This is a genomic window from Polaromonas sp. P1_F1 (assembly GCF_056405795.1).
This window is the reverse complement of the sequence record NZ_JBFUBJ010000005.1, coordinates 230963-257379: the sequence shown is the minus strand read 5'-3', so window position 1 is coordinate 257379 and position 26417 is coordinate 230963. Positions and strand designations below refer to the sequence as shown.

General features: G+C 60.5%; 26 protein-coding genes. 24 read left to right on the top strand and 2 right to left on the bottom strand.

The window, feature by feature from the left end:
• Window positions 1-38: 38 nt before the first annotated feature.
• The 18 genes from fabD to nagZ all read left to right on the top strand — a co-directional run bounded on the left by fabD (window position 39) and on the right by nagZ (window position 16988).
• Complete coding sequence (fabD, locus tag AC1DZE_RS15685; protein WP_477671318.1) at window positions 39-989, top strand: ACP S-malonyltransferase; 951 nt, start codon at window positions 39-41, stop codon at window positions 987-989.
• Window positions 986-1732, top strand: a complete 747-nt coding sequence (gene fabG, locus AC1DZE_RS15680) for a 3-oxoacyl-ACP reductase FabG (protein WP_457279385.1) — start codon at window positions 986-988, stop codon at window positions 1730-1732. The genes fabD and fabG overlap by 4 nt, the downstream gene beginning before the upstream one ends.
• A gap of 159 nt (window positions 1733-1891) precedes the next feature.
• A complete protein-coding gene (acpP, locus tag AC1DZE_RS15675) occupies window positions 1892-2131 on the top strand; it encodes an acyl carrier protein (protein WP_011484542.1) in 240 nt (79 codons plus the stop codon).
• An 82-nt stretch (window positions 2132-2213) separates the two neighbouring features.
• Window positions 2214-3458 (top strand): beta-ketoacyl-ACP synthase II, encoded by a 1245-nt coding sequence (gene fabF / locus AC1DZE_RS15670; RefSeq protein ID WP_457279384.1) that lies wholly within the window; start codon window positions 2214-2216, stop codon window positions 3456-3458.
• Window positions 3459-3490: 32 nt separating this feature from the next.
• Window positions 3491-4033 carry a hypothetical protein gene (locus AC1DZE_RS15665; RefSeq protein WP_477674176.1) on the top strand — a complete coding sequence of 181 codons (543 nt, stop codon included), beginning with the start codon at window positions 3491-3493 and terminating at the stop codon, window positions 4031-4033.
• The gene (gene rpoE / locus AC1DZE_RS15660; protein ID WP_457279382.1) at window positions 4030-4674 is read left to right on the top strand and encodes an RNA polymerase sigma factor RpoE; all 645 of its coding nucleotides are present in this window, start codon (window positions 4030-4032) and stop codon (window positions 4672-4674) included. Before AC1DZE_RS15665 ends, rpoE begins: the two co-directional genes overlap by 4 nt.
• A 104-nt stretch (window positions 4675-4778) precedes the next feature.
• Complete coding sequence (locus AC1DZE_RS15655) at window positions 4779-5387, top strand: sigma-E factor negative regulatory protein (RefSeq protein WP_477671320.1); 609 nt, start codon at window positions 4779-4781, stop codon at window positions 5385-5387.
• Between the two features lie 36 nt (window positions 5388-5423).
• Window positions 5424-6452, top strand: a complete 1029-nt coding sequence (locus tag AC1DZE_RS15650; RefSeq protein ID WP_477700266.1) for a MucB/RseB C-terminal domain-containing protein — start codon at window positions 5424-5426, stop codon at window positions 6450-6452.
• 123 nt (window positions 6453-6575) lie between these two features.
• Complete coding sequence (locus tag AC1DZE_RS15645) at window positions 6576-8039, top strand: DegQ family serine endoprotease (RefSeq protein ID WP_477666242.1); 1464 nt, start codon at window positions 6576-6578, stop codon at window positions 8037-8039.
• Between the two features lie 566 nt (window positions 8040-8605).
• The gene (gene lepA / locus AC1DZE_RS15640) at window positions 8606-10417 is read left to right on the top strand and encodes a translation elongation factor 4 (protein ID WP_477671322.1); all 1812 of its coding nucleotides are present in this window, start codon (window positions 8606-8608) and stop codon (window positions 10415-10417) included.
• 11 nt (window positions 10418-10428) lie between these two features.
• Window positions 10429-11400 (top strand): signal peptidase I, encoded by a 972-nt coding sequence (lepB, locus tag AC1DZE_RS15635; protein ID WP_457279377.1) that lies wholly within the window; start codon window positions 10429-10431, stop codon window positions 11398-11400.
• 71 nt (window positions 11401-11471) lie between these two features.
• Window positions 11472-11813, top strand: coding sequence for a DUF4845 domain-containing protein (locus AC1DZE_RS15630; RefSeq protein WP_457279376.1), 342 nt, complete (start codon window positions 11472-11474; stop codon window positions 11811-11813).
• Window positions 11814-12515, top strand: coding sequence for a ribonuclease III (gene rnc, locus AC1DZE_RS15625; RefSeq protein ID WP_477671323.1), 702 nt, complete (start codon window positions 11814-11816; stop codon window positions 12513-12515).
• A 174-nt stretch (window positions 12516-12689) separates the two neighbouring features.
• Complete coding sequence (era, locus tag AC1DZE_RS15620) at window positions 12690-13637, top strand: GTPase Era (RefSeq protein ID WP_477671614.1); 948 nt, start codon at window positions 12690-12692, stop codon at window positions 13635-13637.
• 127 nt (window positions 13638-13764) lie between these two features.
• Window positions 13765-14514, top strand: coding sequence for a DNA repair protein RecO (gene recO / locus AC1DZE_RS15615; RefSeq protein WP_457279374.1), 750 nt, complete (start codon window positions 13765-13767; stop codon window positions 14512-14514).
• 12 nt (window positions 14515-14526) lie between these two features.
• Window positions 14527-15333, top strand: a complete 807-nt coding sequence (locus AC1DZE_RS15610; RefSeq protein WP_477671324.1) for a pyridoxine 5'-phosphate synthase — start codon at window positions 14527-14529, stop codon at window positions 15331-15333.
• A gap of 134 nt (window positions 15334-15467) precedes the next feature.
• A complete protein-coding gene (gene acpS, locus AC1DZE_RS15605) occupies window positions 15468-15866 on the top strand; it encodes a holo-ACP synthase (protein WP_457279372.1) in 399 nt (132 codons plus the stop codon).
• Window positions 15867-15929: 63 nt separating this feature from the next.
• Entirely contained in the window at window positions 15930-16988 is a 1059-nt protein-coding gene (gene nagZ, locus AC1DZE_RS15600) for a beta-N-acetylhexosaminidase (protein ID WP_477674219.1), read from the top strand.
• 131 nt (window positions 16989-17119) lie between these two features.
• On the opposite strand, the gene AC1DZE_RS15595 is transcribed toward nagZ, so the two are convergent.
• On the bottom strand, window positions 17120-17626 hold the full coding sequence (locus AC1DZE_RS15595; protein ID WP_477671327.1) for a YgjP-like metallopeptidase domain-containing protein: 507 nt from the start codon (window positions 17624-17626) through the stop codon (window positions 17120-17122).
• Window positions 17627-17758: 132 nt separating this feature from the next.
• Window positions 17759-19315 carry a lysine--tRNA ligase gene (gene lysS, locus AC1DZE_RS15590; protein ID WP_477671328.1) on the bottom strand — a complete coding sequence of 519 codons (1557 nt, stop codon included), beginning with the start codon at window positions 19313-19315 and terminating at the stop codon, window positions 17759-17761.
• A 152-nt stretch (window positions 19316-19467) separates the two neighbouring features.
• Between lysS and AC1DZE_RS15585 the strand changes: the two genes are divergently transcribed.
• The 6 genes from AC1DZE_RS15585 to AC1DZE_RS15560 are packed head-to-tail and all read left to right on the top strand — an operon-like array spanning window position 19468 to window position 26415.
• Window positions 19468-20949 (top strand): lipid II flippase MurJ, encoded by a 1482-nt coding sequence (locus AC1DZE_RS15585; protein ID WP_477671329.1) that lies wholly within the window; start codon window positions 19468-19470, stop codon window positions 20947-20949.
• Window positions 20950-20971: 22 nt separating this feature from the next.
• Window positions 20972-21790, top strand: a complete 819-nt coding sequence (locus AC1DZE_RS15580) for an aldolase/citrate lyase family protein (RefSeq protein WP_477671330.1) — start codon at window positions 20972-20974, stop codon at window positions 21788-21790.
• The gene (locus AC1DZE_RS15575; protein WP_477671331.1) at window positions 21787-22341 is read left to right on the top strand and encodes a sugar transferase; all 555 of its coding nucleotides are present in this window, start codon (window positions 21787-21789) and stop codon (window positions 22339-22341) included. Before AC1DZE_RS15580 ends, AC1DZE_RS15575 begins: the two co-directional genes overlap by 4 nt.
• Window positions 22342-24168 carry an asparagine synthase (glutamine-hydrolyzing) gene (gene asnB / locus AC1DZE_RS15570; protein ID WP_477673760.1) on the top strand — a complete coding sequence of 609 codons (1827 nt, stop codon included), beginning with the start codon at window positions 22342-22344 and terminating at the stop codon, window positions 24166-24168.
• Window positions 24165-25403 carry a UDP-glycosyltransferase gene (locus tag AC1DZE_RS15565; RefSeq protein ID WP_477673759.1) on the top strand — a complete coding sequence of 413 codons (1239 nt, stop codon included), beginning with the start codon at window positions 24165-24167 and terminating at the stop codon, window positions 25401-25403. The genes asnB and AC1DZE_RS15565 overlap by 4 nt, the downstream gene beginning before the upstream one ends.
• Window positions 25306-26415 (top strand): hypothetical protein, encoded by a 1110-nt coding sequence (locus AC1DZE_RS15560; protein WP_477700265.1) that lies wholly within the window; start codon window positions 25306-25308, stop codon window positions 26413-26415. Before AC1DZE_RS15565 ends, AC1DZE_RS15560 begins: the two co-directional genes overlap by 98 nt.
• Window positions 26416-26417: the final 2 nt, after the last annotated feature.

The window sequence follows — 26417 nt, the reverse complement described above, 5'->3', positions numbered from 1 at the left end:
TTTCAGCGATCCAAGAATTCGACCCATGGAGTAATCATTTGAAATCGTTTGCTATTGTTTTTCCCGGCCAGGGTTCGCAGTCGGTCGGCATGCTGGACGCCTGGGGCGACCATCCGGTGGTTGTGCAGGCGCTGGCCGAAGCTTCCGAGGCGCTTGGCGAGGATGTCGGCCGACTGATCAAGGACGGCCCCAAGGAGGCGCTGGCGCTGACCACGAACACGCAGCCTGTCATGCTGGTCGCCGGCGTGGCGGCTTACCGTGCCTGGATGGCCGAAACCGGTACCGCGCCGGCCGCGGTCGCGGGCCACTCGCTGGGTGAATACTCCGCTCTGGTGGCTTCAGGCGTGTTGACGCTCGCGCAAGCCGCACCGTTGGTGCGCTTTCGTGCGCAGGCCATGCAGGACGCAGTGCCGGTCGGTGTGGGCGCGATGGCGGCCATTCTGGGCATGGAAGCCTCCAAAGTGATTGAAGGCTGTGCCGAGGCCGCACGCAGCTTTGGGGCCAACACCACCGAAGTGGTCGAAGCCGTCAATTTCAACGACCCGATGCAGACTGTCATCGCGGGCAGCAAGGCTGCGGTTGAGAAAGCCTGCGAAGTGCTCAAGGCCAACGGTGCCAAGCGCGCCTTGCCCCTGCCGGTGTCGGCTCCCTTCCACTCCAGCCTGATGAAGCCCGCAGCCGAGAAGCTGCGCGAGAAGCTGGCCGCAGTCGAGTTCGCAGCGCCGAAGATCCCGGTCATCAACAACGTAGAGGTAGCCGTCGAGACTGACGCTGACCGCATTCGCGCGGCGCTGTACGGGCAGGCTTTCGGCCCCGTGCGTTGGGTGGAATGCGTGCAGGCCATCAAGGCACGCGGCCTCACGACGCTGGTCGAGTGCGGGCCTGGCAAGGTGCTGGCCGGCATGGCCAAAAGAATCGATCCCGAATTGACGGGTGTCCCCCTGTTTGATCCCGCCTCCCTGGCGGAAGTGAAGGAGTTACTGGCATGAGCGAAGTCAAGTTTGAAGGCCAGGTCGCACTGGTCACCGGCGCATCGCGCGGTATTGGCGCGGCCATTGCGCTGGAGCTGGCCCAAAAAGGCCTCAAAGTGATAGGCACGGCGACCAGCGATGAAGGCGCGGCCAAAATCGGCCAAGCCCTTGCGGCTTTCCCGGGTTGCGCCGGCAAAAACCTGAATGTGAACGACGTTACCGCCGCTGAAGCGCTGATCGACGCCATCGTCAAGGAGCACGGTGGCCTGCAGGTGCTGGTCAACAACGCGGGCATCACACGCGACATGCTGGCAATGCGGCTCAAGGATGACGATTGGGATGCGGTGCTGGACACCAACCTCAAGGCCGTGTTCCGCATGAGCCGCGCCGTGATGCGCACCATGATGAAGCAGCGCTACGGCCGCATCATCAGCATCACATCCGTCGTTGGTGCCTCGGGCAACGCGGGCCAATCCAATTATGCGGCAGCCAAGGCCGGCGTGGCCGGCATGACGCGCGCACTGGCGCGCGAGCTCGGCTCGCGTAACATCACCGTCAATTGCGTCGCGCCGGGCTTTATCGAGACCGACATGACCGCCGGATTGCCGGAAGAGCAGCAAAAAGCACTTTTAGGGCAGATCCCGCTGGGCCATCTTGGCAAACCGCAAGACATTGCGCACGCTGTGGCCTTTGTGGCGAGTCCGCAGGCGGCCTACATCACAGGCCAGGAGATTCACGTCAACGGCGGCATGTATATGTAGCTCTTGAGGCGTCAGCCCCGCAGTTTCATGAAAACGGCAGGCTGACAGTGGTAAAACACGGGAAATCGAAGCCGGTTTTTATCCGTCCGGCGCGGTGCTTAGGGAAACGACTCTAACGCGGTAAAATCACGGATTAATTTACAACCCTCAGAGGGAACTATGAGCGATATCGAAGCACGTGTTAAGAAAATCATTGCCGAACAACTCGGCGTGGAAGAAGGCCAGGTCACCAGCGAAAAAGCCTTTGTGGCCGATCTGGGCGCTGACTCCCTTGACACCGTAGAACTGGTTATGGCTCTGGAAGACGAGTTCGGCATTGAGATTCCCGACGAAGACGCCGAGAAGATCACCACCGTCCAGAACGCGATTGACTACGCAAACACCCATCAAAAGGCTTGAGGCAAGGCTTTCGCCTGCTTCCGCCGTCATCAAGCCTGAAAAGTCATTCCAGGGCTTTTCGGGTTCTTCTCAGGATTTTTGAATGAGCCGTCGTCGTGTCGTCGTGACAGGTCTGGGTTGTGTCAGCCCGGTAGGTAATACCGTGGCTGAATCCTGGGCCAATCTGATTGCCGGTGTGCCCGGAATTGATCTGATCACGCAGTTTGATGCAAGCAACTTTGCCTGCAAATTTGCTGGTGAGGTCAAAGGCTTCAATATCGCGGATTACATTCCCGAAAAAGAAGCGCGGCACATGGATCGCTTCATTCATCTGGGTCTGGCTGCAGCTTTCCAGGCGGTGGCCGACAGCGGCTTGCCGACAGGCGAGGCGCTCGACGGCGAACTGGCGACCCGCATTGGCTGCAATATCGGTTCGGGCATAGGCGGTTTGCCGATGATCGAGCAAATGCATTCCGAGCTGGTCAATCGCGGCCCGCGCCGGGTGTCTCCGTTTTTTGTACCTGCCTCGATCATCAACATGATTTCCGGGCATGTATCCATCAAATTCGGCTTTAAAGGCCCCAATGTCGCGGTCGTAACGGCCTGTACGACGGGACTTCATGCCATCGGCCTGTCGGCGCGCATGATTGAATATGGTGATTGCGACGTGATGGTGGCCGGTGGCGCTGAGTCCTGCGTCTCTCCGCTGGGCGTAGGCGGCTTTGCCGCAGCGCGTGCCCTGTCCACCCGCAACGAAGACCCGAAAACAGCATCTCGCCCCTGGGACAAGGACCGTGATGGTTTTGTGCTGGGCGAAGGCGGCGGTGTGCTGGTTCTCGAAGAGTACGAGCATGCCAAAGCACGGGGCGCCAGAATTTATGCTGAACTGACCGGGTTCGGCATGAGCGCAGACGCATATCACATGACAGCGCCCGATGTCGACGGACCGCGTCGCTCCATGGTCATGGCGTTGAAGAACGCAGGTGTCAATGCCGACGAAGTCCAGTACCTCAACGCGCATGGCACGTCCACGCCGCTGGGCGACCTGAACGAGACAAACGCCGTCAAGGCGGCGTTCGGCAGTCACGCTAAAAACATGGTGGTCAGCTCGACCAAATCCATGACGGGTCACCTTTTGGGCGGCGCCGGCGGCATTGAGTCGGTGTTTACGGTGCTTTCGCTGTATCACCAGAAAATACCGCCGACCATCAATATCTTCAACCAGGATCCCGAGTGCGACCTGGACTACTGTGCCAATACCGCGCGTGACGCAAAAATCGAGGTTGCCGTCAAAAACAATTTCGGGTTCGGCGGCACCAACGGTACGCTGGTCTTCAAGCGCGCCTGATTTCCCGGCTCACGCACGTCCAACAGCCTGCCTTGAGCCTGCACAACGCCCCGCCGGTTGTTTATCCGCTGGGGCGTTCGCGTTTTCTGGGTACTCTTTTGTTGGGTTTATGGCTGTCCGGGCTGCTTTTAGCGATGCTCTGGTATTTCAACGGAAACCGTCAGCTGGATTGGCGCATCGGCCTGGCACTTACTGCCGCTTTGGGCGCTGGTGTGGCAGCACATATTGGTTGGCGAAACTCTCCGGCGGGCCACTTGGCATGGGATGGCGAAGTGTGGCGCTGGGAGAGCCCGGGTTATCAGGCGGGCGTCGCCGAATATGAGCTTTCAGTCCTTGCCGATCTTCAACACTACTTACTGCTTCGGCTTGAAAATTCTGCTCACGCACGGCTGTGGCTCTGGGTGGAGCGCGGCGTCATGCCGGAGCGATGGCTGGACCTGCGCCGGGCGGTCTACTCGCCGCACAAGTCATCTTCCACCTTATCGCCGCACGATTTTCGGCCTGCAGAACCCGTGCCGGCTGTGGCAGTATCGGGGTCTATGCGCCCAGTTGAAGTCACGTCACAAAACCCATGAGCGCTGACCTGCCTCCGCCTCAACTGGAAAAAGCAACCGACAGCGATGCCATGCTGGTGGAGCGCACCGTTGCAGGCGACCAGAAGGCATATGAGCTGCTGGTCATCAAATACCAGCGGCGCATCCAGCGTCTGATAGGCCGTATGGTGCGCGATGTGGACCTGGTGGAAGATATCGCCCAGGAAACGTTCATCCGCGCCTACAGGGCCCTGGCGCAGTTCAGGGGCGAGGCCCAGTTCTACACATGGCTTTACCGGATTGCGGTGAATACCGCCAAAAAGGCCCTGATGGACCTTAAACGGGATCCAACCGTCTCTGAAAACTCCTTTAAATCGGGCCAAAGCGATGAAAGCGATGAAACTTCCCCGCTTGAAAACGAACTAACAAGCTCGGAAACGCCGGAAGCCGTGCTGGCCACCAAGGAAATTGCGGAAATCATCAATGCCGCCATGGAAGCCTTGCCTGAGGAGCTTCGCCAGGCCATTACCCTACGCGAAATAGAAGGGCTGAGCTACGAAGAGATTTCAGAGGCGATGGATTGCCCTATCGGTACAGTGCGGTCACGGATTTTCAGGGCGCGCGAGGCAATTTCGCAGAAGGTGAAACCGTTGCTGGAAAACCAGAGCGGCAAGCGTTGGTGAAGCCGCAGCACCCAGGAGCCATCCATGAACCCACGAATCAGACCCCGTATTTTGAGCCTTTCAAAACGGCAGTTCCGCTGCCCACGAACATGATGAAACCGTCAATGCAAACCAGCGAACTCATGTCTGCCCTGGCCGATGGCCAATTGGACGGGGACGAACTTGTGGCTGCGCTCGATGCCAGCCGGCGCGACGATTCAGCGGTCGCCGCCTGGGACGCCTATCACCTGATTGGCGATGCCTTGCGGTCGCCTGCGCTTCGGACCAAAGGGGTGGACATGGCCTTTTTGGCGCGCCTGAACCAGCGCCTTGCCCAGGAAACCCCGGCCGGTTCGAATTTTCATCCTGCTGTTCCGGCTCTGGATGTTGTTCAGGTACCCGTGCAAGCAATGTCTCAACCGCATGGCGAAGCCGCCAATGACAGCGATTTCCGCTGGAAGCTGGTAGCAGGATTTGCCTCACTCGCCGCGGTGGCTGCCATTGCGTGGAATGCCTCCGGCTTGCTGGCACCCGGCTCGGCGCCGCAGCTTGCCCAGGCGCCACTGTCACAACAGGTGTTGGTTGCTTCGCCCCAAGGCCCAATGGTGCGGGATGCCCGGCTGGAGGAACTGCTGGCTGCACACAAGCAGCTGGGGGGCACATCGGCCCTGCAGGAGCCCTCGGGCTTCTTGCGCAATGCCACCTTTGAAACGCCGCAAAATGCAGGACGCTGAGCGGGCGCCTGCTTGTCGCCGGGCTTTGGAAACCTCATGAAATTCAAGCTATTTCGCCTTCTAGCCCTTGCGGGATGTGCGCTGCCAGCTATGAATTTTGTAGCGGCACAGGTGCCGCCGCCGGCCCCTGCTGCGACGCCCGTGGAATCCCGCAACATCAACGATTGGCTGATGCGCATGCACGAGGCTTCCAAAAAGCGCTCATACATCGGCACCTTTGTCGTCTCTTCCGGTGGTGCCATGTCCAGTGCGAAGATTTGGCATGTTTGCGAGGGCGACCAGCAAATGGAGCGGGTAGAAACGCTGACGGGGGCACCGCGCTCGATTTTTCGCCATAACGACCAGGTGGTCACCTTCATGCCGGACCACAAGGTGGTTCGCAGTGAAAAGCGCGAGTCGCTGGGTATGTTCCCCCAGTTGCTGCAGTCAACCGATAACCGGATTGCCGACTATTACAAGGTCCGTCAGGAGGGTACCGAGCGTGTGGCGGGCGTCGAGGCCGATATCGTGCTGCTGGCGCCCAAAGACCATATGCGGTTTGGCTACCGGGTCTGGACAGAACAGAAGAAAGGCCTGGTCGTGAAGCTGCAGACGCTCGATACCGACGGCAAGGTCCTGGAACAGGCGGCATTTTCAGAATTGCAGCTCGATGCTCCGGTCAAAATGGACAAGCTCCTCCAGATGATGGGCAAGGTCGACGGTTACCGTGTGGAAAAGCCTGTTCTCATGAAGACCACGGCAAGCGCGGAAGGCTGGCTCCTGAAGGCGCCTGTGGCGGGCTTTAAACCCATGAGTTGCTACAAGCGGCCGGCGACGGCACTGGCGCCTGCTGGCACTGCGGCCGGTGAAGAGCCCCTGCAGTGGATTTTCTCGGATGGTTTGGCATCGGTGTCGATTTTTGTAGAACCGTTCGACCGCCAGCGCCACGGTCAGGAATCGAGCCTGTCGATGGGCGCCACCCAGACGATTACCAGGCAGCTCGACGCCTATTGGGTCACCGTGATGGGTGAAGTCCCCATGGGCACCTTGAAGCTTTTTGCGGGCGGGCTGGAGCGCAAGAAATAATATGCACCTGCGCTCCTGATACTTTTCCCGGGGCCCACGTGCTGCAACAGTTTTCTCCGGCGCCAGCCTTGGATTGCCGCCGGGTGTGATTGCCGGATGACAACATTTATGACGAGGCTGATGATGCTTGAATTGAACTGGAAACCCCTGCGCTCCTGCCTGACGGCGGCCATCGTAGGAAGCACGGCGGTCCTGGCGGTGCTGCCGGTCGCGCCGGTCTGGGCGCAGAACCGTACATTGCCGGATTTCACGGACCTGGTGGAGCAGGTGGGTCCTTCGGTGGTCAATATCCGCACCCTGGAGAAAGCCAAGGCAGCGGCTTCAGGGAGTGCGGACGAACAGATGCTGGAATTCTTCAAGCGCTTTGGCATACCGATCCCCCCCAATATGCCCCGCGCACCCCGGCCGGACCGCAGCCCTCAGCCTGACGAAGACCAGCCACGCGGCGTCGGGTCGGGTTTCATCCTGACGGCCGACGGCTTTGTGATGACCAACGCGCATGTGGTCGAAGGCGCTGATGAAGTCATTGTCACGTTGACCGACAAGCGCGAATTCAAAGCCAAAATCATCGGTGCGGACAAGCGCAGTGACGTTGCCGTCGTCAAGATTGAAGCGACGGGGCTGCCCGCAGTGAAGATTGGCGACATCAACCGCCTCAAGGTCGGGGAATGGGTGATGGCCATCGGCTCGCCATTTGGCCTGGAAAACACCGTGACTGCAGGTATCGTGAGTGCCAAGCAGCGGGATACCGGCGACTACCTGCCGTTTATCCAGACCGACGTGGCCATCAACCCCGGCAACTCCGGCGGGCCCCTGATCAATATGCGCGGTGAGGTGGTTGGCATCAACAGCCAAATTTATTCGCGCTCCGGCGGCTTCCAGGGCATTTCCTTTTCCATTCCCATAGATGAGGCAGCGCGCGTGTCCGATCAGTTGCGCACGAGCGGCAAGGTCACGCGGGGCCGCATCGGTGTGCAGATCGACCAGGTCACCAAAGAGGTGGCGGAATCGATTGGCCTGGGCAAGGCGCAGGGCGCACTGGTCAGGGGTGTTGAGAGCGGCGCACCCGCAGAAAAAGCGGGCATTGAAGCTGGCGACATCATCATCAAGTTCGACGGCAAACCGATTGAAAAATCCAGCGACTTGCCGCGCATGGTCGGCAACGTGAAGCCGGGGACCAAGGCCGTGGTGACTGTCTTCAGGCGCGGCGCGAGCAAGGACCTTTCGGTCACGATTGGTGAGGTCGAGGCCGAAAAACCCGCGCGCAAGGCTTCGGCGGGCCCTGAGCCCAAGCCCCCGGTGGCGGGTGCAGCACAGGCTTTGGGTCTGGCCGTTAGTGAAGTGCCCGATGCACAGAAGAAAGAGCTGAAGGTCAAGGGTGGCGTCAAGGTGGACACCGCCGAAGGAGCTGCTGCGCGGGCCGGCCTGAAAGAAGGCGACGTGATTGTGGCGATTGCCAACTCCGAAGTCACCAGCGTCAAGGAATTTGAAGCGGCCCTTGCCAAAATCGACAAGTCCAAGGCCATCAACGTGTTGTTCCGCCGGGGTGAGTGGGCGCAATACGCATTGATCAGGCCTTCCCGCTGAAGGCGCTACCCAGGGCGCTTTCTCGCGGCGGCGCGGCAGCATGTGCGGCTGTCTTTAACCCCCATACCCTGCCGGGCTATGGGGGTTTTTGATGTCTGGCGCGGGAATTTGGTGCTTCGCAAAAATATATTTTGCGAGGGGCCAGACCTGATTTTTTGTTAGTGATTACTCACAATAAAGTGGTCCATGGACCATTTTCGGTAGAATATGAGCTCCCGCCTGCGCTATTTCGATATATCGGAATGGCTAAAGACCTGGTTTCTCTCTTTATTTTGAGTAATACCGAACGCTCCACAGATCACCCACAAGTTGTCCAGAGACAAGCAGTATAAAATTGTGAATAAGTTGTGCATAAGATCCATGTTGCTAGCCTGCAACGACAAAAATATGGCCATTTCGGGACTGTTCGGCTCCGGCTTTTTGCCTACAATGAAGTTCCAACTATCGCAGTTGCCATAGATTGTTGGTTCAGGGCGCGTCGCTACTCGACGCGCCCTTTTTTATGGCCCTCGCGAATTCCATTCAATCTCTTCGCAATACTTTCAAGTACTTAGGCGTTCTCGTTGATGAATCACATCAGAAATTTTTCGATCATTGCCCACATTGATCACGGCAAATCCACGCTGGCTGATCGTCTGATCCAGCGTTGCGGCGGTTTGCAGGACAGAGAGATGAGCGCGCAGGTTCTGGATTCGATGGATATTGAAAAAGAGCGTGGGATAACCATCAAGGCGCAGACCGCTGCGCTCAAATACAAGGCACTCAACGGCGAGGTCTACAACCTCAATCTGATCGACACGCCGGGCCACGTCGACTTCTCTTATGAAGTGAGCCGCTCGCTGTCCGCATGCGAGGGGGCGCTGCTGGTGGTGGACGCCAGCCAGGGTGTGGAAGCACAGACCGTCGCCAACTGCTACACCGCGCTGGACCTCGGCGTGGAAGTCGTGCCGGTGCTCAACAAGATGGACTTGCCGCAGGCCGACCCTGATAACGCCAAGCAGGAAATCGAAGAAGTGATCGGTATCGACGCGACCGATGCGATTCCCTGCAGTGCCAAGACGGGCATGGGTATCGATGAAATCCTGGAGGCCGTCGTTGCCAGAATTCCGCCGCCCAAAGGTAATCCAGGCGGCCCGTTGCGCGCCATGATCATTGACAGTTGGTACGACGCTTATGTGGGCGTCGTCATGCTGGTGCGTGTTGTGGACGGCCGGCTTGCCAAGGGTGACCGTATCAAGCTGATGGCCAGCGAGGCGATGTACAACGCCGAGCAATTAGGCGTCTTTACTCCGCATACCGAGCCTCGCCAGGCACTCGAATCCGGCGAGGTGGGTTTTGTCATCGCTGGCATCAAGGAGCTTCAGGCGGCGCGGGTCGGCGACACCGTGACCCTGATCAAGCCCGGGACAGGCGGCGCTGCCTTTACCGCCACCGAGGCCTTGCCCGGCTTCAAGGAAATCCAGCCTGCGGTGTTTGCCGGCCTGTATCCCTCAGAGGCCAGTGAATACGAATCCCTGCGCGATGCACTGGAAAAACTCAAGCTCAATGATGCGTCGCTGCACTATGAGCCGGAGGTCAGCGAAGCGTTGGGTTTCGGGTTTCGCTGCGGTTTCCTGGGGCTGCTGCACATGGAGATCGTCCAGGAGCGGCTCGAGCGGGAATTCGATCAGGATCTGATCACGACGGCCCCCAGTGTGGTCTATGAAGTTCTCCAATCCGACGGAACCCTCCTCAAGGTTGAAAATCCCTCCAAAATTCCCGACGGCGGAAAGGTCAACGAGATCCGCGAGCCCATCGTGACCGTGCACTTGTATATGCCGCAGGACTATGTGGGCGCCGTGATGACGCTGGCCAACCAGAAACGCGGCGTCCAGCTGAACATGGCTTACCACGGCAAGCAGGTCATGTTGACCTACGAAATGCCACTGGGCGAGATCGTGCTGGACTTCTTCGACAAGCTCAAGTCCGTCTCCCGCGGCTATGCGTCAATGGACTACGAATTCAAGGAGTTCCGGGCATCCGATGTGGTCAAGGTGGACATCTTGCTGAACGGCGAGAAGGTCGATGCGCTGTCCATCATCGTCCACCGCAGCCAGTCGGCCTACCGCGGCCGGGCGGTGGTGGCCAAAATGCGCGAGATCATTTCCCGGCAGCAATTCGATGTGGCCATCCAGGCGGCGATCGGGGCCAACATTATTGCGCGTGAGACAATCAAGGCGCTGCGCAAAAACGTGATCGCCAAGTGCTACGGCGGCGATATTTCACGCAAACGCAAGCTCCTTGAAAAACAAAAAGCGGGTAAAAAACGCATGAAACAAATCGGTTCCGTTGAAGTCCCTCAGGAAGCCTTCCTGGCCATTTTGCAGGTGGAAGATTGATGCGCGGCGCAATGAGCACGATCACGGCCGTGGTGCTGGCCGCCTTTGTGGGTTATGGCGCTGCCTGGTACTTCGGCGTCGTGGACGGAAACTTTTCCCTGCTGCTGTTCCTGGCATCGGTGGTCACCGGGATTTACTGGCTGGCCGAGCGGTTTTACTTTTTGCCGCAGCGCTACCGCGCGGCGGCAGCATTCGAGGAAAGTGCTGCCAGGCGGCAGGCTGAGCTCGCCGGCAAAGGCATCAGCCAGGTCGACAACCATGTTGACGAAGCCAGAACCCGGCTCATCATGCAGCCCTGGTGGCTGGATTGGACCGCCGGCCTGTTCCCGGTGATCGTGGTGGTTTTCCTGTTGCGCTCCTTCCTGTTTGAGCCCTTCAAGATTCCTTCTGGCTCCATGATCCCCACCTTGCTCGTCAACGATCTGATCCTGGTCAATAAATTCCATTACGGCGTTCGCTTGCCGGTGCTCAATATCAAGGTACTGGACAACAACACCCCGCAGCGCGGTGATGTGATGGTGTTTCGCTATCCGCCAAAACCGAGCCTGGATTACATCAAACGGGTGGTGGGTGTGCCCGGGGATGAGGTGGCCTACCTGAACAAGAAGCTGACCATTAACGGCAAGCCTCTGGTCAAGACGCCTTTGCCCGACTTTTTTGACGAAGATATTTTGCGTTACGCCAAACAGTTCGAAGAGGTCAATGGGACAAAGAAATACCGCCTGCTGAATGACGACTCCCGGCGGGCCGGCCTCGATGAGCGGGAGGTCATGGACTTTCCTTTCAAGGAAAATTGCCGTTACAGTAGCGAGGGCGTTGTCTGCAAGGTGCCTGAGGGGCAGTATTTCATGATGGGCGATAACCGCGATAATTCGCTGGATTCCCGTTATTGGGGGTTTGTTCCCGATAAAAACATCGTCGGCAAGGCCTTTTTTGTCTGGATGAATTTCGGCAACCTCAAGCGTATCGGTTCTTTCGAGTAGCCGCTTTTTTGGCACACTTTGGTGTACCAAGGGCAATACGACAGGACTTCCTAGTCAGAGCAGGAGAAAAAATGAAACATCGTCAACGTGGCATTTCCTTTATTGGCCTTCTGTTTGTGGGCATTGTTCTTGTATGTGGCGGCATTTTGGCTGCCCAGGTTGCCCCGACGCTGATTGAATATCAGGCCATCCTCAAGGCCGCCGGAAAGGCGAGGGAAGGCAACACGGTGGCTGAGGCCAGAACTATCTTTGACAAGGCCGCCCAGATTGACGACATCAAGTCAATTACCGCCAAAGATATCGAAGTGACCAAAGAGGGTGACAAAACTGTGGTGTCTTTCGCCTATAACAAGGAAATCCACATGGCCGGCCCAGCTTATCTGCTGCTCAAGTACAACGGCCGTGCCAAGTAAGTGCGAGCGAGTGCTACCTCAAGTCCTGGTCTGCTGGCATTGCAAAAGCGCCTGCAGCATGATTTTTCCGACCCAAAGCTGCTCCAGCAGGCGCTGACGCACCGCAGCTTTTCGACCGACCATAACGAACGTATCGAGTTTCTGGGCGATTCCGTCCTGAACCTGGCTGTCGCGGGGCTGCTCTACGAGCAACTGAGCACCCTGCCTGAGGGCGACCTTTCACGTGTGCGGGCCAACCTTGTCAAGCAGGACACCCTGCACAAACTTGCTGTCGTGCTTGGCCTGCCGGACCTGGTACGGCTGGGTGAGGGTGAGGCAAAATCCGGCGGACAGAAGCGGCCCTCCATTCTCGCCGATGCGCTGGAGGCTGTGATAGGCGCCGTTTACCTGGACGCCGGCTTTGAGGCGGCCAACCTGCTGGTGCGCCGGCTGTTCAAAGATGTGGAAATCAACCCGCAGATGCAGGCCATCGGCAAAGATCCGAAAACCGAATTGCAGGAGTGGTTGCAGGGGCGCAAAATGAACCTGCCGATTTACCGCGTGGTGGGTACCATGGGTGCGGCCCACAAGCAGACCTTCGATGTGGAATGCGAGATCACCGAGTATGGCCGGGCCGAGCGCGGGATCGGCGGCTCCCGCCGGGCCGGCGAACAAGCCGCCGCCGCCGCCATGCTGATGTTTGTCAAGACACTGGATTCCTGACTCCGAGCCGGCAGCCGCCCGAAGGCCGCAGGCCAACACACCAAGATTATGAGTACAGGTAAAAAAGAACCGAAAAAACCGGTAGCTGCTGCGGCGACTCCCTCTGCAGTCGCGCCGAAAAAGCGTCAAGCCAAAGCCCCGCAAACCGTGCAGCCGCCCGATGCGCTGGAAGCCATGCTGGCGCAGGCCCTGTCTTCGCGCGGCGCGGCCGTGCCAGCCACTGCTGACACGCCGCCTGCCGGCGAGCAGCGCTGTGGCCTGATCGCCATCGTCGGCAAGCCCAATGTGGGTAAATCTACCTTGCTCAATGCGCTTGTGGGGCAAAAGATCAGCATCACCTCGCGCAAGGCCCAGACCACGCGCCACCGCATCACCGGCATGCGCACGGTCAAGGCAACGCAGTATGTCTTCGTGGACACGCCGGGCTTCCAGACCCGGCACGGCAACGCGCTGAACCGCTCGCTGAACCGCACCGTGGTCGGCGCCGTCAATGATGTGGACCTGATTGTCTTTGTGGTGGAAGCCGGTCAATTCAACCAGGCCGACGCCAAGGTTCTGGCTCTGCTGCCTGAAAAGACACCCGCGATTTTGCTGGCTAACAAGTTTGATTTGATTCACCGCCGCGCCGAGATCGCGCCCTGGCTCAAGGAAATGCAGGAGCGGCACAATTTCGCCGAGTTCGTGCCCATGTCGGCCAACAACGCCAAGGACATCGAGCGCCTGTTCGGCATTTGCGAAAAATACTTGCCGGTGCAGCCCTGGATGTACGGTGCCGACGAACTGACCGACCGTAGCGACCGCTTCATGGCCGCCGAAATCATCCGCGAAAAGCTGTTCCGCCTGACGGGCGACGAGCTTCCCTATACCTCCACCGTCATCATTGACCAGTACGAAGAGGAGGGCAATTTGCGAAAAATTGCCGCCACTATCGTGGTCGAGCGCGACGGCCACAAGGGCATGATCATTGGCGAGAAGGGCGAAAAGCTCAAGCGCATCGGCACTGAAGCCCGGCATGAGCTCGAAACCCTCACTGGCGGCAAGGTGTTCCTGGAGATCTGGGTCAAGGTCCGTTCGGGCTGGGCGGACGACGAGGCAAGGGTCAAGACCTTCGGGTATGAATGAGGCCCCCACGGTCGCTCACTTCGTGTAGTTCCCTGCCCCCCGAGGGGGCCGCCCGCCTGCGGCCTGGCAAAGCCAGTTCCGCGGCTCATGCTGGCCTGCCTTCTTTAAACCGTTTGAATCCCTGAACATGGCGACCAAGCGCATAGGCGACGAGCCGGCCTACGTCCTGCACCGCTACGACTGGAGTGAGTCCAGCCTGATTCTGGAGGTGTTTACCCGGAAATATGGCCGGGTGGCTCTGGTGGCGCGGGGGGCCAAAAAGCCGAGTTCCAGTTTCCGGCCGATCTTGTTGCCGCTACAGCCGCTGCATATCGCCTTTGGCGGCGATGCCGAAATCCGTACCCTGAAAAGCGCTGAGTGGCAGGGCGGCCACGTCATGCCCACGGGGGATGCCTTGCTGTCGGGTTATTACCTCAACGAGCTGCTCATGCGCCTGATGGCGCGTGACGACCCGCATCCGGTGCTGTTTGACGCCTACGCCGCCACGGTGCAATTGATCGCCGCACAAAGTGCCGAAACCCTGCAGCTGGCGCTGCGCGCGTTTGAGCTGCGGCTGCTGCGCGACATCGGCCTTTTACCCCTGCTGGACGCCGAAACCGCCACGCTGGCGCCGCTCGATCCGGACACCCGCTATGTGCTGGTGCCAGAGGCGGGGCTCCGGCAAGCGCACGACGACGATCGCGTCAGCCTGCCCGGCGGGCAATGGCAGGCGCTGCAACAGGCGCTGGGTGACGAGGCGCTGTTCTCTGACACGGTACGGGCCTGTATCCCCGGTTTCAATGAGCTTAAAACCCAGTTGCGCGGGCTGCTGCACTACCATTGCGGCGTCAAGGTCCTGAAAACCCGGCAGATGATGATGGACCTGCAAGCTTTCTAACGAGCAACCGCCATGAAACTCCTTTCGCCCGTTCCCCTCGTGTCCCATGTGTATGACAAGACCGCACTGTCGGTCAACGTCAACAAGGTCGCCTTGCTGCGCAACTCCCGGCACCTGGACATTCCCAGCGTGCGGCGCGCCGCCGAGCTGTGCCTGGAGGCCGGCGCCCAAGGCATCACGGTGCACCCGCGGCCCGACGAGCGGCATATCCGCCGTGACGACGTCTTTGAACTCGCCGCGCTGATGAAGGACTGGCCAGACCGCGAATTCAACATCGAAGGCAACCCGCTCCAGAACCTGATGGGCTTTGTGCACGATCTGGCCGCCAGGGGCCTGCCGCTGCACCAGTGCACTTTTGTGCCCGACAGCGAGGACCAGTTCACCAGCGACCATGGCTGGAATTTCCCCGAAGACGCGGAGCGCCTGCAGCCCCTGATAGAACAGGTGCATGACCGCCGTGTGCGGGTCAGCCTTTTCATGGACCCGGTTCCCGAAGCCATGGCAGCAGCCAAGGCCGTGGGCGCCGACCGGGTGGAGTTTTATACCGAGACCTACGCGCGCGCTTGGCCCACCCCTGAAAAGGCCGAAGTCCTGGCGCGCTTTACCCGTGCGGGCCAGGCCGCCGCGGCAGCCGGCCTGGGCATCAACGCCGGCCACGACCTGAACTGCGACAACCTCACGGAGTTTGTGCGCGAAGTCCCCGGCGTGCTGGAGGTGTCGATAGGCCACGCTTTTGTTGCCGACGCGCTCGAGTTGGGTTACGCCGCGACCACCAGGCGTTACCTGCTTAGCATCACCCAGGCATTCGCCCCCGCATGAGTGGAGCCCCCACGGTCGCCCACTGCGTGTGGCTTCCTGCCCCCCGAGGGGGCCGCCCGCCTGCGGCCCGGCGAAGCCGGTTCCGCGGCTCATGCTGGCTTTTTGCGTGTCACTTTGCGGCGATTGGGTGCTAGATGATTTACGGTATTGGAACTGACATCTGCGACGTGCGCCGCATCCGCGCCAGCCTTGAGAGGCATGGCGAACGGTTTGCCCGCAGGATCCTGAGCGACGGTGAACTTGCCACCTGGAAACACCGCAGCGCGCGCTGGCCCGACCGCGGCGTCAGCTACCTTGCCACCCGGTTTTCAGCCAAAGAGGCTTTCAGCAAGGCGATCGGCACCGGCATGCGCATGCCCATGACCTGGCGCAGCTGCGAAATCGCCAAGGCGCCCAGCGGTAAACCCGAGATCGTGCTGCACGGCACGCTCAAGGCCTGGTTTGAAGCCCGCCAGCTCACTGCCCATGTGTCCGTCACCGACGAAACCGATTACGCCGCCAGTTTTGTGGTTGTAGAGAAAAATAGCCCCTAGCGCCCGTAAATATTGCGCTGGCAGCTATCAATTTAATAGTATTTAATTCCTGATTTCAATCCCATGACCCAGCACGCTCCCCTCATCATCGACATCGCCGGCCTCACGCTGACCAAGGCTGACCGCCGGCGCCTCAAGCACCCCTTGACCGGCGGGATCATCCTGTTTGGCCGCAACTGGCAAGACCGCCGGCAACTGAGCGCGCTCTGTGCTGAGATAAAGAGCATCCGGCCGGACTTGCTGATTTGCGTGGACCACGAAGGCGGCCGCGTGCAGCGCTTCAGGACGGATGGTTTTACCCACCTGCCGCCTATGCGCGCGCTGGGCTCGCTGTGGATGAAGGACCAGCTTGCGGCCACCAACGCCGCCACCGCCTGTGGCTACGTGCTGGGTGCCGAGTTGCGCGCTTGCGGCGTTGATTTCAGTTTCACGCCGGTGTTGGACCTCGATTGGGGTGAAAGCGGGGTCATTGGCGACCGGGCCTTTGGCCGCGACCCGCGCGTCGTCACGCTGCTGGCCAAAAGCCTGATGCACGGCCTGCTGCAGGCGGGTATGGCCAATTGCGGCAAGCACTTCCCCGGCCATGGTTTCGTCAAGGCCGACTCCCATACCGACATCCCGGTCGACAAACGCAGCCTGAAGGCCCTCCTGGCCGACGACGCCGCACCTTACGAGTGGTTGAACACCACGTTGACCAGCGTGATGCCCGCGCACGTGATTTACCCCAAGGTGGACGCCCGGCCGGCAGGTTTCTCGGAAAAATGGCTGACCTACATCCTGCGCGGCCAGCTGGGTTTTGGCGGCGCGATTTTCAGCGACGACCTGAGCATGGCCGGCGCACGCCTGATCGACGGCAAGGAAGTCAGCTACACCGAGGCTGCTGTCACTGCGCTGAACGCCGGCTGCGACATGGTCCTGCTGTGCAACCAGTCGGTGGGGGAGGGCAAACCGGTGGACGAACTGCTGGACGGCATGGCCGAGGCGCTGCTCAAGGGCCAGTGGGAAGCGCTGGAGTCCAGCGAGCTGCGCCGGCTGGACCTGCTGCCCGCCACCCCAGCCCACGAATGGGACGAACTGATGCTGCACCCGGCGTATATGCACGCGATGGGGCTGATTCTCTGAGATGCGTTTGCCGGAGATGCTATTAAATAAATAGCTGATGGCGCAAAACTGTATTGGGTTTCAGGCCTTTTCCTTGTAAATTTGACCGATTCGGAACCCGCGCGGGCGGCTGTGACCACACCGCAGTGGGGTCAGGCTGAAGGCCACTCCAGCCGGCCCACCGCATCCATATGCGTCAGGTACACCCGCAGGTCAAATTCATACTGGTGGTAGCGCGGCTCCATATGGGTGCAGAGCTGGTAAAAAGCCTTGTCGTGCGCTTTTTCCTTGATGTGGGCCAGTTCGTGCACCGCAATCATCCGCAAAAACTCTTCCGGCACTTCCCTGAACAGCGTTGCCACCCGGATTTCACGCTTGGCTTTAAGTTTGCTGCCCTGGACCCTGGAAACAGTGGTGTGTGTGCCCAGCGCATGGGCAATCACGTGCAGCTTGCTGTCAAAAGCGACTTTGGAAAGCGGCTCCGAGCTGCGTAAAAACTCGCTTTTGAGTCCCATCACGTAGTCGTACAGGGCCTTGTCGGTCCGCACGCCATGGGCAAGGGGGTATTTGGCAAGCAGCACCTCACCCAGCCGGCCCTGCGCCAGCAGCTGCTGCACCTGGGTCTGCAGACTGTCGGGGTAGCCGAGAAGGTATTTCAATAGCACCCCCGTCCAGGCTCACTGCGTGTAGCCTGTTCCCCCCTCAAGGGGACGGCGCCAGCGGTCTGGCAAAGCCAGTCCCGCGGCCCCTGCTGGTGTGGAATCGGGGATGGCGAAGTGCGCGATCGTGGGCTAAACCTCACGTCGCAGCGCGGGGAAGAGAATCACATCACGGATGCTGGGGCTGTCGGTCAGCAGCATCATCAGCCGGTCTATGCCGACGCCGCAACCGCCGGTCGGCGGCATGCCGTATTCCAGCGCGCGGATGAAGTCGTGGTCATAAAACATGGCTTCGTCGTCACCACTGTCCTTGGCGGCTACCTGGGCGTTAAAGCGCGCGGCCTGCTCTTCAGCGTCATTAAGCTCACTGAAACCATTGCCGAATTCGCGGCCGGTGATGTAGAGCTCAAAGCGCTCTGTCACCTCCGGACGGCTGTCGTTGGCGCGTGCCAGCGGGGAGATTTCGGTCGGGTGCTCCATGATGAAGGTCGGCTGCCAGAGCTTTTCTTCCACCGTTTCCTCAAAATAAAGCACCTGCAGGCTGGCCAGCGAACGGGTCGAGAGGCGGTCTTTTTCTTCGCTCATGCCGAGCTTCTTGAGGGCGTTCGTCAGCCAGGCCGCATCGTCCACATGCTTGCCGGCCTCGGTGTGCTTGAGGATGGCTTCACGGATCGTCAGGCGTTCAAAGGGCTTGCTCAGATCAATTGGTCCCCCGAGCCGGCCGGTTCCATAGTTCAGCTCGAGCGACCCGCAAACTTTTTGTGCCACGTCACGGATCAGCGCTTCGGTAAACGTCATCAGGTCCGAGTAATTCCACCAGGCGGCGTAGAACTCCATCATGGTGAACTCGGGGTTGTGGCGGACGCTGATGCCTTCGTTGCGGTAGCTGCGGTTGATCTCAAAAACACGCTCGAAACCGCCGACGATGAGGCGCTTGAGGTAGAGCTCAGGCGCGATGCGCAAAAACATCTCCTGGTCCAGCGCGTTGTGGTGCGTCTTGAACGGCTTGGCATTGGCGCCGCCCGGGATGGGGTGCAGCATGGGGGTTTCGACTTCAAGGAAATCGTTTGCGACCATGAATTCACGGATGCTGCTGACCGCCTTGCTGCGCGCCATGAACCGTTTGCGCGCCTCCGCATCCATGATCAGGTCGACATAACGCTGGCGGTATTTGACTTCCTGGTCGGCCATGCCGTGGAATTTGTCGGGTAGGGGGCGCAGGCTTTTGGTGACCAGGCGCAGGCTGGTCGCATGGATCGAAAGTTCACCGGTCCGCGTCCGGAACACTGTGCCGGTCGCCTCGACGATGTCGCCCAGGTCCCAGTGCTTGAAGGCGCTGTGGACTTCCTCGCCGACGCCCTCATTGTTGATATAGAGCTGGATGCGGCCGCCGGTAGGGCCGAACGAAGCATCCTGCAGCGTCGCAAAGCTCGCCTTGCCCATCACGCGCTTGAGCATCATGCGGCCTGCGACATGAACCTTGATCGCCAGCGGCTCGAGTTCCTCGTTGGTCTTGTCGCTGTACTTTTCGAAAACCTCTGCCGCCCGGTGCGTCGGCTTGACGTCGTTGGGGAAGGCGACGCCCCGGCCTTCGGCCTGCCGTTGGCGCATGGCCTTGAGCTTTTCGCGGCGTTCGGCGATCAGCTGGTTCTCGTCTTGGGCAGGGGGCACGGTGTTGTTATCGGACATGGTCAGAAGGTGTGAAAACGATCGGGGGCGCTGCCAAAGCCGGTTTGCAGCTGTTGCGGACAAAGCGCCAAACCGTTGATTTTAGTTTTTTAAGTGGCTGGTTTCCCCATTCAGGGCCGGCTGCCCCTATTTAAGCCTTGATAATCCCGCCTATGTACCTGCGCGCCGGCGTTTTTTCCCTGGGTTTGCTCATGGCCAGCCGCCTGCTCGGCCTCCTGCGGGAATCGGCCCAGGCCGCTGCTTTTGGCGCCACCGGACTTGGCGATGCGGTGATTGTGATGTTCACCCTGCCGGACTTGCTGGTCGGCATATTGTTCAGCGGCGCCCTGGGTTACGTGTTGTTGCCGGAATGGGCGCGCCAAACGCCTGCGCAACAGGATGCCAGCCAGAAAAAAGTCGCACGGGCGCTGCTCGGCACTGGTCTTGTACTGGCTTTGCTGATCTGGTTACTTCGGGGTGCGCTGTCCCATGCGCTTGCACCTGGCCTGCGCGGCGAAATGGCCATCCTTGGCCGTGACTCGCTGGCCTGGAGCGCCGCCGTGCTGCCGCTGGCCATGCTGGCCGCGCTCTGGGTAACGCGATTGCAGCATGAACGGGATTTCGTAGGCATGTACAGCGGCAATCTTGTGGTCAACCTGCTGCTGGTTCTTGCGCTGTTCCTGGCGCCGCAAAACAGCGGAGATCGAACTGTCTTTATCCTGGGCTGCTTCCTTGTGCTGGCGATGGTCGCGCGCCTCGGCTGGCTGGCCTGGCGGCTTCCGCAGGCTGCGCCGACTGGTCCGGCGGCGATGGCTATGCCGGCCCCGCCTGCTGCGGGCATATGGATCTGGGCCGGCCTGTCTTCGGGCCTGCTGCTGCTGTTGCCCCTGATGGGGCGCAGCCTGGCGTCCCAGGCCGGGGAGGGGGCCCTCGCAGACTTTAATTACGCCTGGAAGCTGGTGGAGTTGCCGCTGGTGCTCGCGGTGCAGCTCGTGGCCAGTCTGGCTTTTCCGGCAATCACCCGCACCGAAGTAGGCTCTGCGGAACGCGACAGGGCTTTGCAAATTGCCTTTCTCCTGGCCTGGACCCTGGCTTGCGCAGCGATCGCCGTGGTGGGCAGCTTTTCGCTGCCGCTTGCCCAACTGCTGTTTGGCTGGGGCCGCATGGATGCCGGGCATCTGGAAGTTATTGCGCGCTGGGGGGCCATCGGTATCTGGTCACTGCTGCCACAGGCTTTGATCGCCGTATTGCTGACAGTCATGGCTGCATCGGGGCATATGCACCGCGCAGTCTGGGCTTATGTCGCCGGCCTGACTGCGCTCGCCGTTGCAGCTTGGTCCGGGCTTGCCGGAGGCGCGCTTGTGATGGGGGCGCTCAATGCCGTACTGGCGGGCATCACACTCGCCATGTTATTTACCGAGCGCGAGCAGCTTCACCGGGCGCTGCCGTGGCGTGCCATGCTTGCCCCGTTGGCCGCTTGCCTGCTTCTGGTCGTGGCCAGTCGCTGGTTTGGCCGCTGGAATTTTCTGCCCAGCGCGCTGGCAGCCAGCTTTTTTGCGGTAGTGGTGCTGGCCAGCGCGCTGCTGGCCAGCCCTTTGCTGCGCAGTTTTCTGGGCCGCCAGCCGTTGGCCGTGCCGCAGGCCGGCGGGCAATAATGGCTTATTCCTCTTTCGTTCCATGATTGACTTACTGACCATTACCAACCAGCCGGAGCTGGCGAAACGCTGTGACCGGATGCCGGCCATGCGGCTGTTTGTGGACCTTGAACGCAATGGCAAGGCCGAGCGCCAGGCCGGGCGCAACACTTTCATCAGTACGCACCAGATTGACGATGTGGGCCGTGTCAAGGCAGTTTTACGGCATTCGCGTCTCATGGTTCGCGTCAATCCATACCGGCTCGATCAGCCGGCTGCAGCCCGTGCGGAGGTCGATGCTGTGCTTGCGCAAGGGGCCGACCTGCTGATGCTTCCGATGTTTTCGACCGCGCAGGAATTGCGGAGCTTCTGCGAAATCGTCGATGGCCGTGTGCCGGTAGTGCCCCTGCTCGAAACCGTGGGTGCGCTCGAATCGCTCGAGCAATGGCTGGACACGCCGGGGCTTGGAGAGGTCTTCGTCGGCCTGAATGACCTGCACTTGGCGATGGGCTGCCGCTTCATGTTCGAGCCGTTGGCCCAGGGCCATGTTGACCGCGTAGCGGCAGCGGCAAGGCGGCGGGGTTTACCGATGGGCTTTGGCGGGATCGCCCGCGCAGACGAGGGCTCACTTCCCGGCCGCGATGTTATGGGTGAGCATTTGCGCCTGGGTTCGCAGGCGGTGATTCTTTCGCGGACTTTCAACAGACCCGATGCCGATATGCCGTTTGAGGCGGCCGTGGCTGAATTGCGGAAGTTTGAGGAAGCGCTGGCGCAGCGCACACCGGACCAGCAGGAGGCCGACCGGCTTCGTGTCGCTGCCGTCATTCTGCAGGTAGCAGAACAAGTGGGCAAAGCTGCATGAAGCGCCTGATGGACGTCGTGTTGTCGCTGCTGGCCCTGCTGTTTTTGTCGCCGGTATTGCTATTGGCGGCAATGGCTATTGCGCTGGAAAGCGGTCTGCCTGTCATCTTCAGCCAGACCCGGATGGGTCTGGGGGGCCGCGAGTTCCGGATGTTCAAATTTCGCAGCATGCAGCTGGATGCGGCTTCCGTGGGGTCGTATTTCACACAGGCCAATGACCCCCGGATCACGCGTGTCGGGCGCTTCATACGTCGCACCAGCATTGATGAGCTGCCGCAGATATTCAACGTCCTCAAAGGTGACATGAGCCTGGTGGGGCCGCGGCCGGATGTACCTGCTCAACAATTGCTGTACGCACCTGCGGATTGGGAAAAGCGCTGCAGCGTGCCGCCCGGCATCACCGGCCTGGCGCAGGTGATGCTGCGCTCGGAAGCCACGGCAGGTCAGCGGCTGGCGCTGGACCTGCAATATGCGAATACCGCGTCATGGTGGTTCGACCTGAAGATCATCTGGTGGACGCTGGCACGTCTGAGTGGAAGAGGAAGCAACTGAATGTGCGGCATTTTTGGATATTGGGACCGGGAATGTACGCCGGTGAGTGACGCGGCCCTCGACGTGATGGCGCAGAAGCTGCTGCACCGCGGCCCGGACGACGGTGGTATCTGGCACCGGCCCCAGCGCGGTGTGGCCATCGGCAACCGGCGCCTGTCGATCATCGACCTGGGTGGCGGCCACCAGCCTTTTGTCAGTGACGACGGTCAGGTCGCAGTGGTGCAGAACGGTGAAATCTTCAACTACATCGAGCTGGCTGCTGAACTGCGCGCGCAGGGTGTGCGGCTGGACACGCAGAGCGACACCGAGGTGATCCTGCGCCTGTATGAGCGCGAAGGCATCAGCTGCATCAGCAAGCTCAATGGCATGTTCGCGATCGCGATTGACGACGCGCGCCAGGATGCGCTTTACCTGGTTCGTGACCGCATTGGCGTCAAGCCGCTCTATATCTCCGACGATGGCCAGCGCATGCTGTTCGGCTCGGAAATCAAGGCAATATTGCCGCTAGCCCAATCACAACGTGCGCAACCAGCTATTGATTTGGTAGCAATCCATCATTACCTGAGCTTCAACTACATCCCCGTACCGTGGACGATTTACGAAGGCATCAAACACGTGATGCCCGGCACCTGGATGAAATTCACCCGGACCGGTGTTGAAACCCAACGCTGGTGGAGCCTGGCCGACCAGCGCGAACAAGACTACGGCTTTGAGGACTGGTCCGAAGAGTTCATGGCGATTCTCGACGACGCCACGCGCATTCGCCTGCGGGCCGATGTGCCCTGGGGCGCTTTCCTGTCGGGCGGGGTGGACTCGAGCAGTATCGTTGGCCTGATGGCCAGGCATGTCAACCGGCCTGTCAAGACTTTCTGCATCGGTTTTGAAGACCCTCGTTACGACGAGTCGGCTTTTGCACTGCAGGCCGCCCGGCGTTTTGGCTGTGACCACACACAGGAGACGGCCGAGCTGAACATGCTGTCACGCTGGCCGCAGGTGTTGCATCACCTTGACCAGCCGCACGGTGACGCTTCATTCATGCCGATGCTGCGCGTGAGCGAGCTGGCGGCAAAACACGTCAAGGTGGTGCTGACCGGTGACGGTGGCGACGAGCTGTTTGCCGGCTATGACAAATACGCGCAGTTCTTTGCCCGACCCGACGCGCAGACCCTGCCGACGCCTGATTTTCAGCGCCAGTATTTCGATTCGATTTCGTTGTTTTCACCCGCCGCCAAGGCGGCGTTGTATCAGCCGGTGGCGCGTGCAAACCTGTCCGGGCTCGACAGCTTTACGCAGGTTGCCCGGCCCTGGTTTGAGGAGGCCGGTCATTTCGACCGGGTCAACCAGGCGTTGTATCTGGATATGCAGTTACTGCTGTCCGGCAACAACCTGGTCAAGCCAGACCGCATGGGCATGGCGGTCAGCATCGAAGCGCGCACGCCTTTCCTTGATTACCGGATGATGGAGCTGGCCTTTCGCTCGCGCGGCACGACCAAGCTGTCAGCGCAGGGCGACAAAAAACACTGGTTCAAACAAGCCGTGGCACCGCTGATTGGCGATGAACTGGCGTTTCGTAAAAAGCAGATGTTTACCGTCCCTATCGGCGACTGGTTCCGCGGCGAGTCTTACGCCTGGTTGCGCCGGACCCTCCAGGACAGCCCGTTGATTGCTGAAACGATGCAATGGCCGGTGGTTGACGGCATGCTCGTACAGCACCGGGATGGCAGAAAAAACTATACACGTGAGTTACGGGCCCTTGCGGCGCTGGCGGTGTGGGAAGCCGGTGCCGGAACCATCGAGCCGGAATTTTCGGGAGGGAACCGGAGATGACAGACCAGTTGCCGCGCTGGCTTTTTGTTTCTTACGGGGGTGGGCATGTCAAGGCCTTATTGCCGGTGGCGCGGCGCGTGAAAGAGCTGGGTCTGGCCCGGCCGCTGTATCTGGCGTTGACAACGGCTGCGCCGGAGGTGGTGCGCAGCGGTATTGAAGCCATAGGCTTTCGCGATCTTCTCAGAGACACCGATCTGTGCGCACGCGCGCACGGAGAGCGGCTGGCCAGTGAACTTAAAGTCACTGCTGCCCAGCATGATGAATCTGTTGCTTACCTTGGCCTTTCCTATGCAGACCTCGAGGCGCGTTTGGGTGTCTCCGAGGCGGCCGTGCAGTATGGCCAATACGGCCGTCAGGCATTTCTGCCCTTGAGCGTTCTCGAGCGAGCAATCCGGCAGGTCCGGCCGAGTCTTGTGGTTGCAACGAATTCGCCGCGTGCGGAGCAGGCCGCATTGCAGGTGGCAGGCTCGCTGGGTATTCCGAGCGCCTGCCTCGTGGACCTGTTGGGGATCTGGGAGCGCGACCGGCTCGCGGCGCCCGATTACGGGGATGTAGTCTGCGTTCTGAGCCCGTCCGTGCGCGACAACCTGATAGATGGCGGGCGGCCGCCGCAGGATGTACGCGTTACGGGTAATCCCGCGTTTGATACGGTCCTCGATCCGGCGCGCATCGCCGCCGGAGCCGCATTGCGGCACGACGCCGGATGGGACGAGCTGCATGTCTGTCTTTACGCGTCCTCCCCGGAACCGGCTGCTTATCCCGGGTTCCCGGAGCGGGGCGATCCCGCCTTTCCGCGCCGCATTGAGCGGGCGCTGCTCGATGCAGTGATCGCCAATCCATCGCTTGCGATCTGGGTGAGGCGGCACCCCAGCGAGCCGGCTGCGTCGGAAGTTTCCGCGCTTGGTCATCCGCGGATTCGGGTGTCGCCTGCGGAGATGCCGCTGCATACGTGTATTCATGCGTCGGACGAGGTCATCGTGACGGTCTCGACCGTGGGGGTGGAAGCGAACATGGCAGACAAGTACGTGACTCAAGTCAGAGGGTCGATGTTTGACAACCTGAGTCCATATTTCGCCATGGGGATCGCCCAGCGTGAGCTGACACTGGACCAGCTCGCGACAGGGTACGAGCCGCCACATGGCACTGCTCTGGTGCGTGAGCGCCAACCTGAAGGCACGGCGACCGACCGTGTTGTCGAAGTCCTCAAGTCGGTACAGGCACACCGTGGGCGCTGAACGGATGCGCGTTCTTGCGTTCGTCGAGGCGGTAGCGCAGTACGAGCGGATGTCCGTGCCGTTGCGGCCGGCGACGCTGCATCCCGCCTATGTCGCGGCTGACGCCGCCCGCAACCCGCTCCTGCAGCCGCTCTTCCTGAGCTACGAGGCGAGAGGCGAATGCTGGCTGCACTGCCTGCACCGCACCGACGTGCCTGGCACGGCATTGAGGGATGCCAGTTCGCCGTATGGGTACGGCGGCCCCCTGTGCAGCACCGATGACCCCGCTTTCCTGGCTGCTGCCTGGCAGGCCTACTTGGAATCGATGCGGGCAGACGGCGTGGTAGTCGAATACATCCGCTTTCATCCGGTGCTGGGGAACGAACGGCACTACGGCGGAAATGTGGTCCAGGGCCGAGCCGTCGTTTGCGTCGATCTGGAGCAGGAAGACATCACGGCCGGGTATGCGCTGCGGCAGCGCCAGGCTCTGAAGAAGGCGGCCGCCGCGGGACTGGTCTATGAGGAGGTCGGGCTTGTTTCGATGGTTCGCGAGTTCGCCGCGTTCTATCGTGCGGGTATGAGCGGCATCGGCGCGGATTCGTTCTATCTGTTCGCTGACAGCTATTTCGAAGCGCTGGCCGCCAGCGGGCTGGCCCGCGTCGGCTACTGCCGATCGCCGGAGGGACAGTGGTTGGCGGCGGCGCTGTTTCTCGACGGCGACGGCATCCGGGAGTACCACCTCGCGGCGACCTGCGCGCAGGGTCGCAAGGCGAGCGCCTCCAGCTTCGTGCTGCATTACGCAGGCCTTGCCGCCCGCGCGCGTGGAATGCGCCGGCTGTACCTCGGCGGCGGCAGCGATGCCCGTGCGGACAACCCTCTCCTGTTCTTCAAGTCCGCGTTTTCACCGGAGCGGCTTACCTATCGGACCGGTTGGAACGTGTTCGACGACAGTCGTTATAACGAGCTGAAGAAGCGATTTCCCCAAGAGCGCGCAGAGCACCCTGAGCGCCCAATCTTTTATCGTATAGTCTGAAC

Coding starts and splice junctions, on each gene's coding strand:
- fabG (WP_457279385.1), top strand. CDS start 986: ATGAGCGAAGTCAAGTTTGAAGGCCAGGTCGCACTGGTCACCGGCGCA.
- acpP (WP_011484542.1), top strand. CDS start 1,892: ATGAGCGATATCGAAGCACGTGTTAAGAAAATCATTGCCGAACAACTC.
- fabF (WP_457279384.1), top strand. CDS start 2,214: ATGAGCCGTCGTCGTGTCGTCGTGACAGGTCTGGGTTGTGTCAGCCCG.
- rpoE (WP_457279382.1), top strand. CDS start 4,030: ATGAGCGCTGACCTGCCTCCGCCTCAACTGGAAAAAGCAACCGACAGC.
- AC1DZE_RS15655 (WP_477671320.1), top strand. CDS start 4,779: ATGCAAACCAGCGAACTCATGTCTGCCCTGGCCGATGGCCAATTGGAC.
- AC1DZE_RS15650 (WP_477700266.1), top strand. CDS start 5,424: ATGAAATTCAAGCTATTTCGCCTTCTAGCCCTTGCGGGATGTGCGCTG.
- AC1DZE_RS15645 (WP_477666242.1), top strand. CDS start 6,576: ATGCTTGAATTGAACTGGAAACCCCTGCGCTCCTGCCTGACGGCGGCC.
- lepA (WP_477671322.1), top strand. CDS start 8,606: ATGAATCACATCAGAAATTTTTCGATCATTGCCCACATTGATCACGGC.
- lepB (WP_457279377.1), top strand. CDS start 10,429: ATGAGCACGATCACGGCCGTGGTGCTGGCCGCCTTTGTGGGTTATGGC.
- AC1DZE_RS15630 (WP_457279376.1), top strand. CDS start 11,472: ATGAAACATCGTCAACGTGGCATTTCCTTTATTGGCCTTCTGTTTGTG.
- era (WP_477671614.1), top strand. CDS start 12,690: ATGCTGGCGCAGGCCCTGTCTTCGCGCGGCGCGGCCGTGCCAGCCACT.
- recO (WP_457279374.1), top strand. CDS start 13,765: ATGGCGACCAAGCGCATAGGCGACGAGCCGGCCTACGTCCTGCACCGC.
- AC1DZE_RS15610 (WP_477671324.1), top strand. CDS start 14,527: ATGAAACTCCTTTCGCCCGTTCCCCTCGTGTCCCATGTGTATGACAAG.
- acpS (WP_457279372.1), top strand. CDS start 15,468: ATGATTTACGGTATTGGAACTGACATCTGCGACGTGCGCCGCATCCGC.
- nagZ (WP_477674219.1), top strand. CDS start 15,930: ATGACCCAGCACGCTCCCCTCATCATCGACATCGCCGGCCTCACGCTG.
- lysS (WP_477671328.1), bottom strand. CDS start 19,315: ATGTCCGATAACAACACCGTGCCCCCTGCCCAAGACGAGAACCAGCTG.
- AC1DZE_RS15585 (WP_477671329.1), top strand. CDS start 19,468: ATGTACCTGCGCGCCGGCGTTTTTTCCCTGGGTTTGCTCATGGCCAGC.
- AC1DZE_RS15580 (WP_477671330.1), top strand. CDS start 20,972: ATGATTGACTTACTGACCATTACCAACCAGCCGGAGCTGGCGAAACGC.
- AC1DZE_RS15575 (WP_477671331.1), top strand. CDS start 21,787: ATGAAGCGCCTGATGGACGTCGTGTTGTCGCTGCTGGCCCTGCTGTTT.
- asnB (WP_477673760.1), top strand. CDS start 22,342: ATGTGCGGCATTTTTGGATATTGGGACCGGGAATGTACGCCGGTGAGT.
- AC1DZE_RS15565 (WP_477673759.1), top strand. CDS start 24,165: ATGACAGACCAGTTGCCGCGCTGGCTTTTTGTTTCTTACGGGGGTGGG.
- AC1DZE_RS15560 (WP_477700265.1), top strand. CDS start 25,306: ATGGCACTGCTCTGGTGCGTGAGCGCCAACCTGAAGGCACGGCGACCG.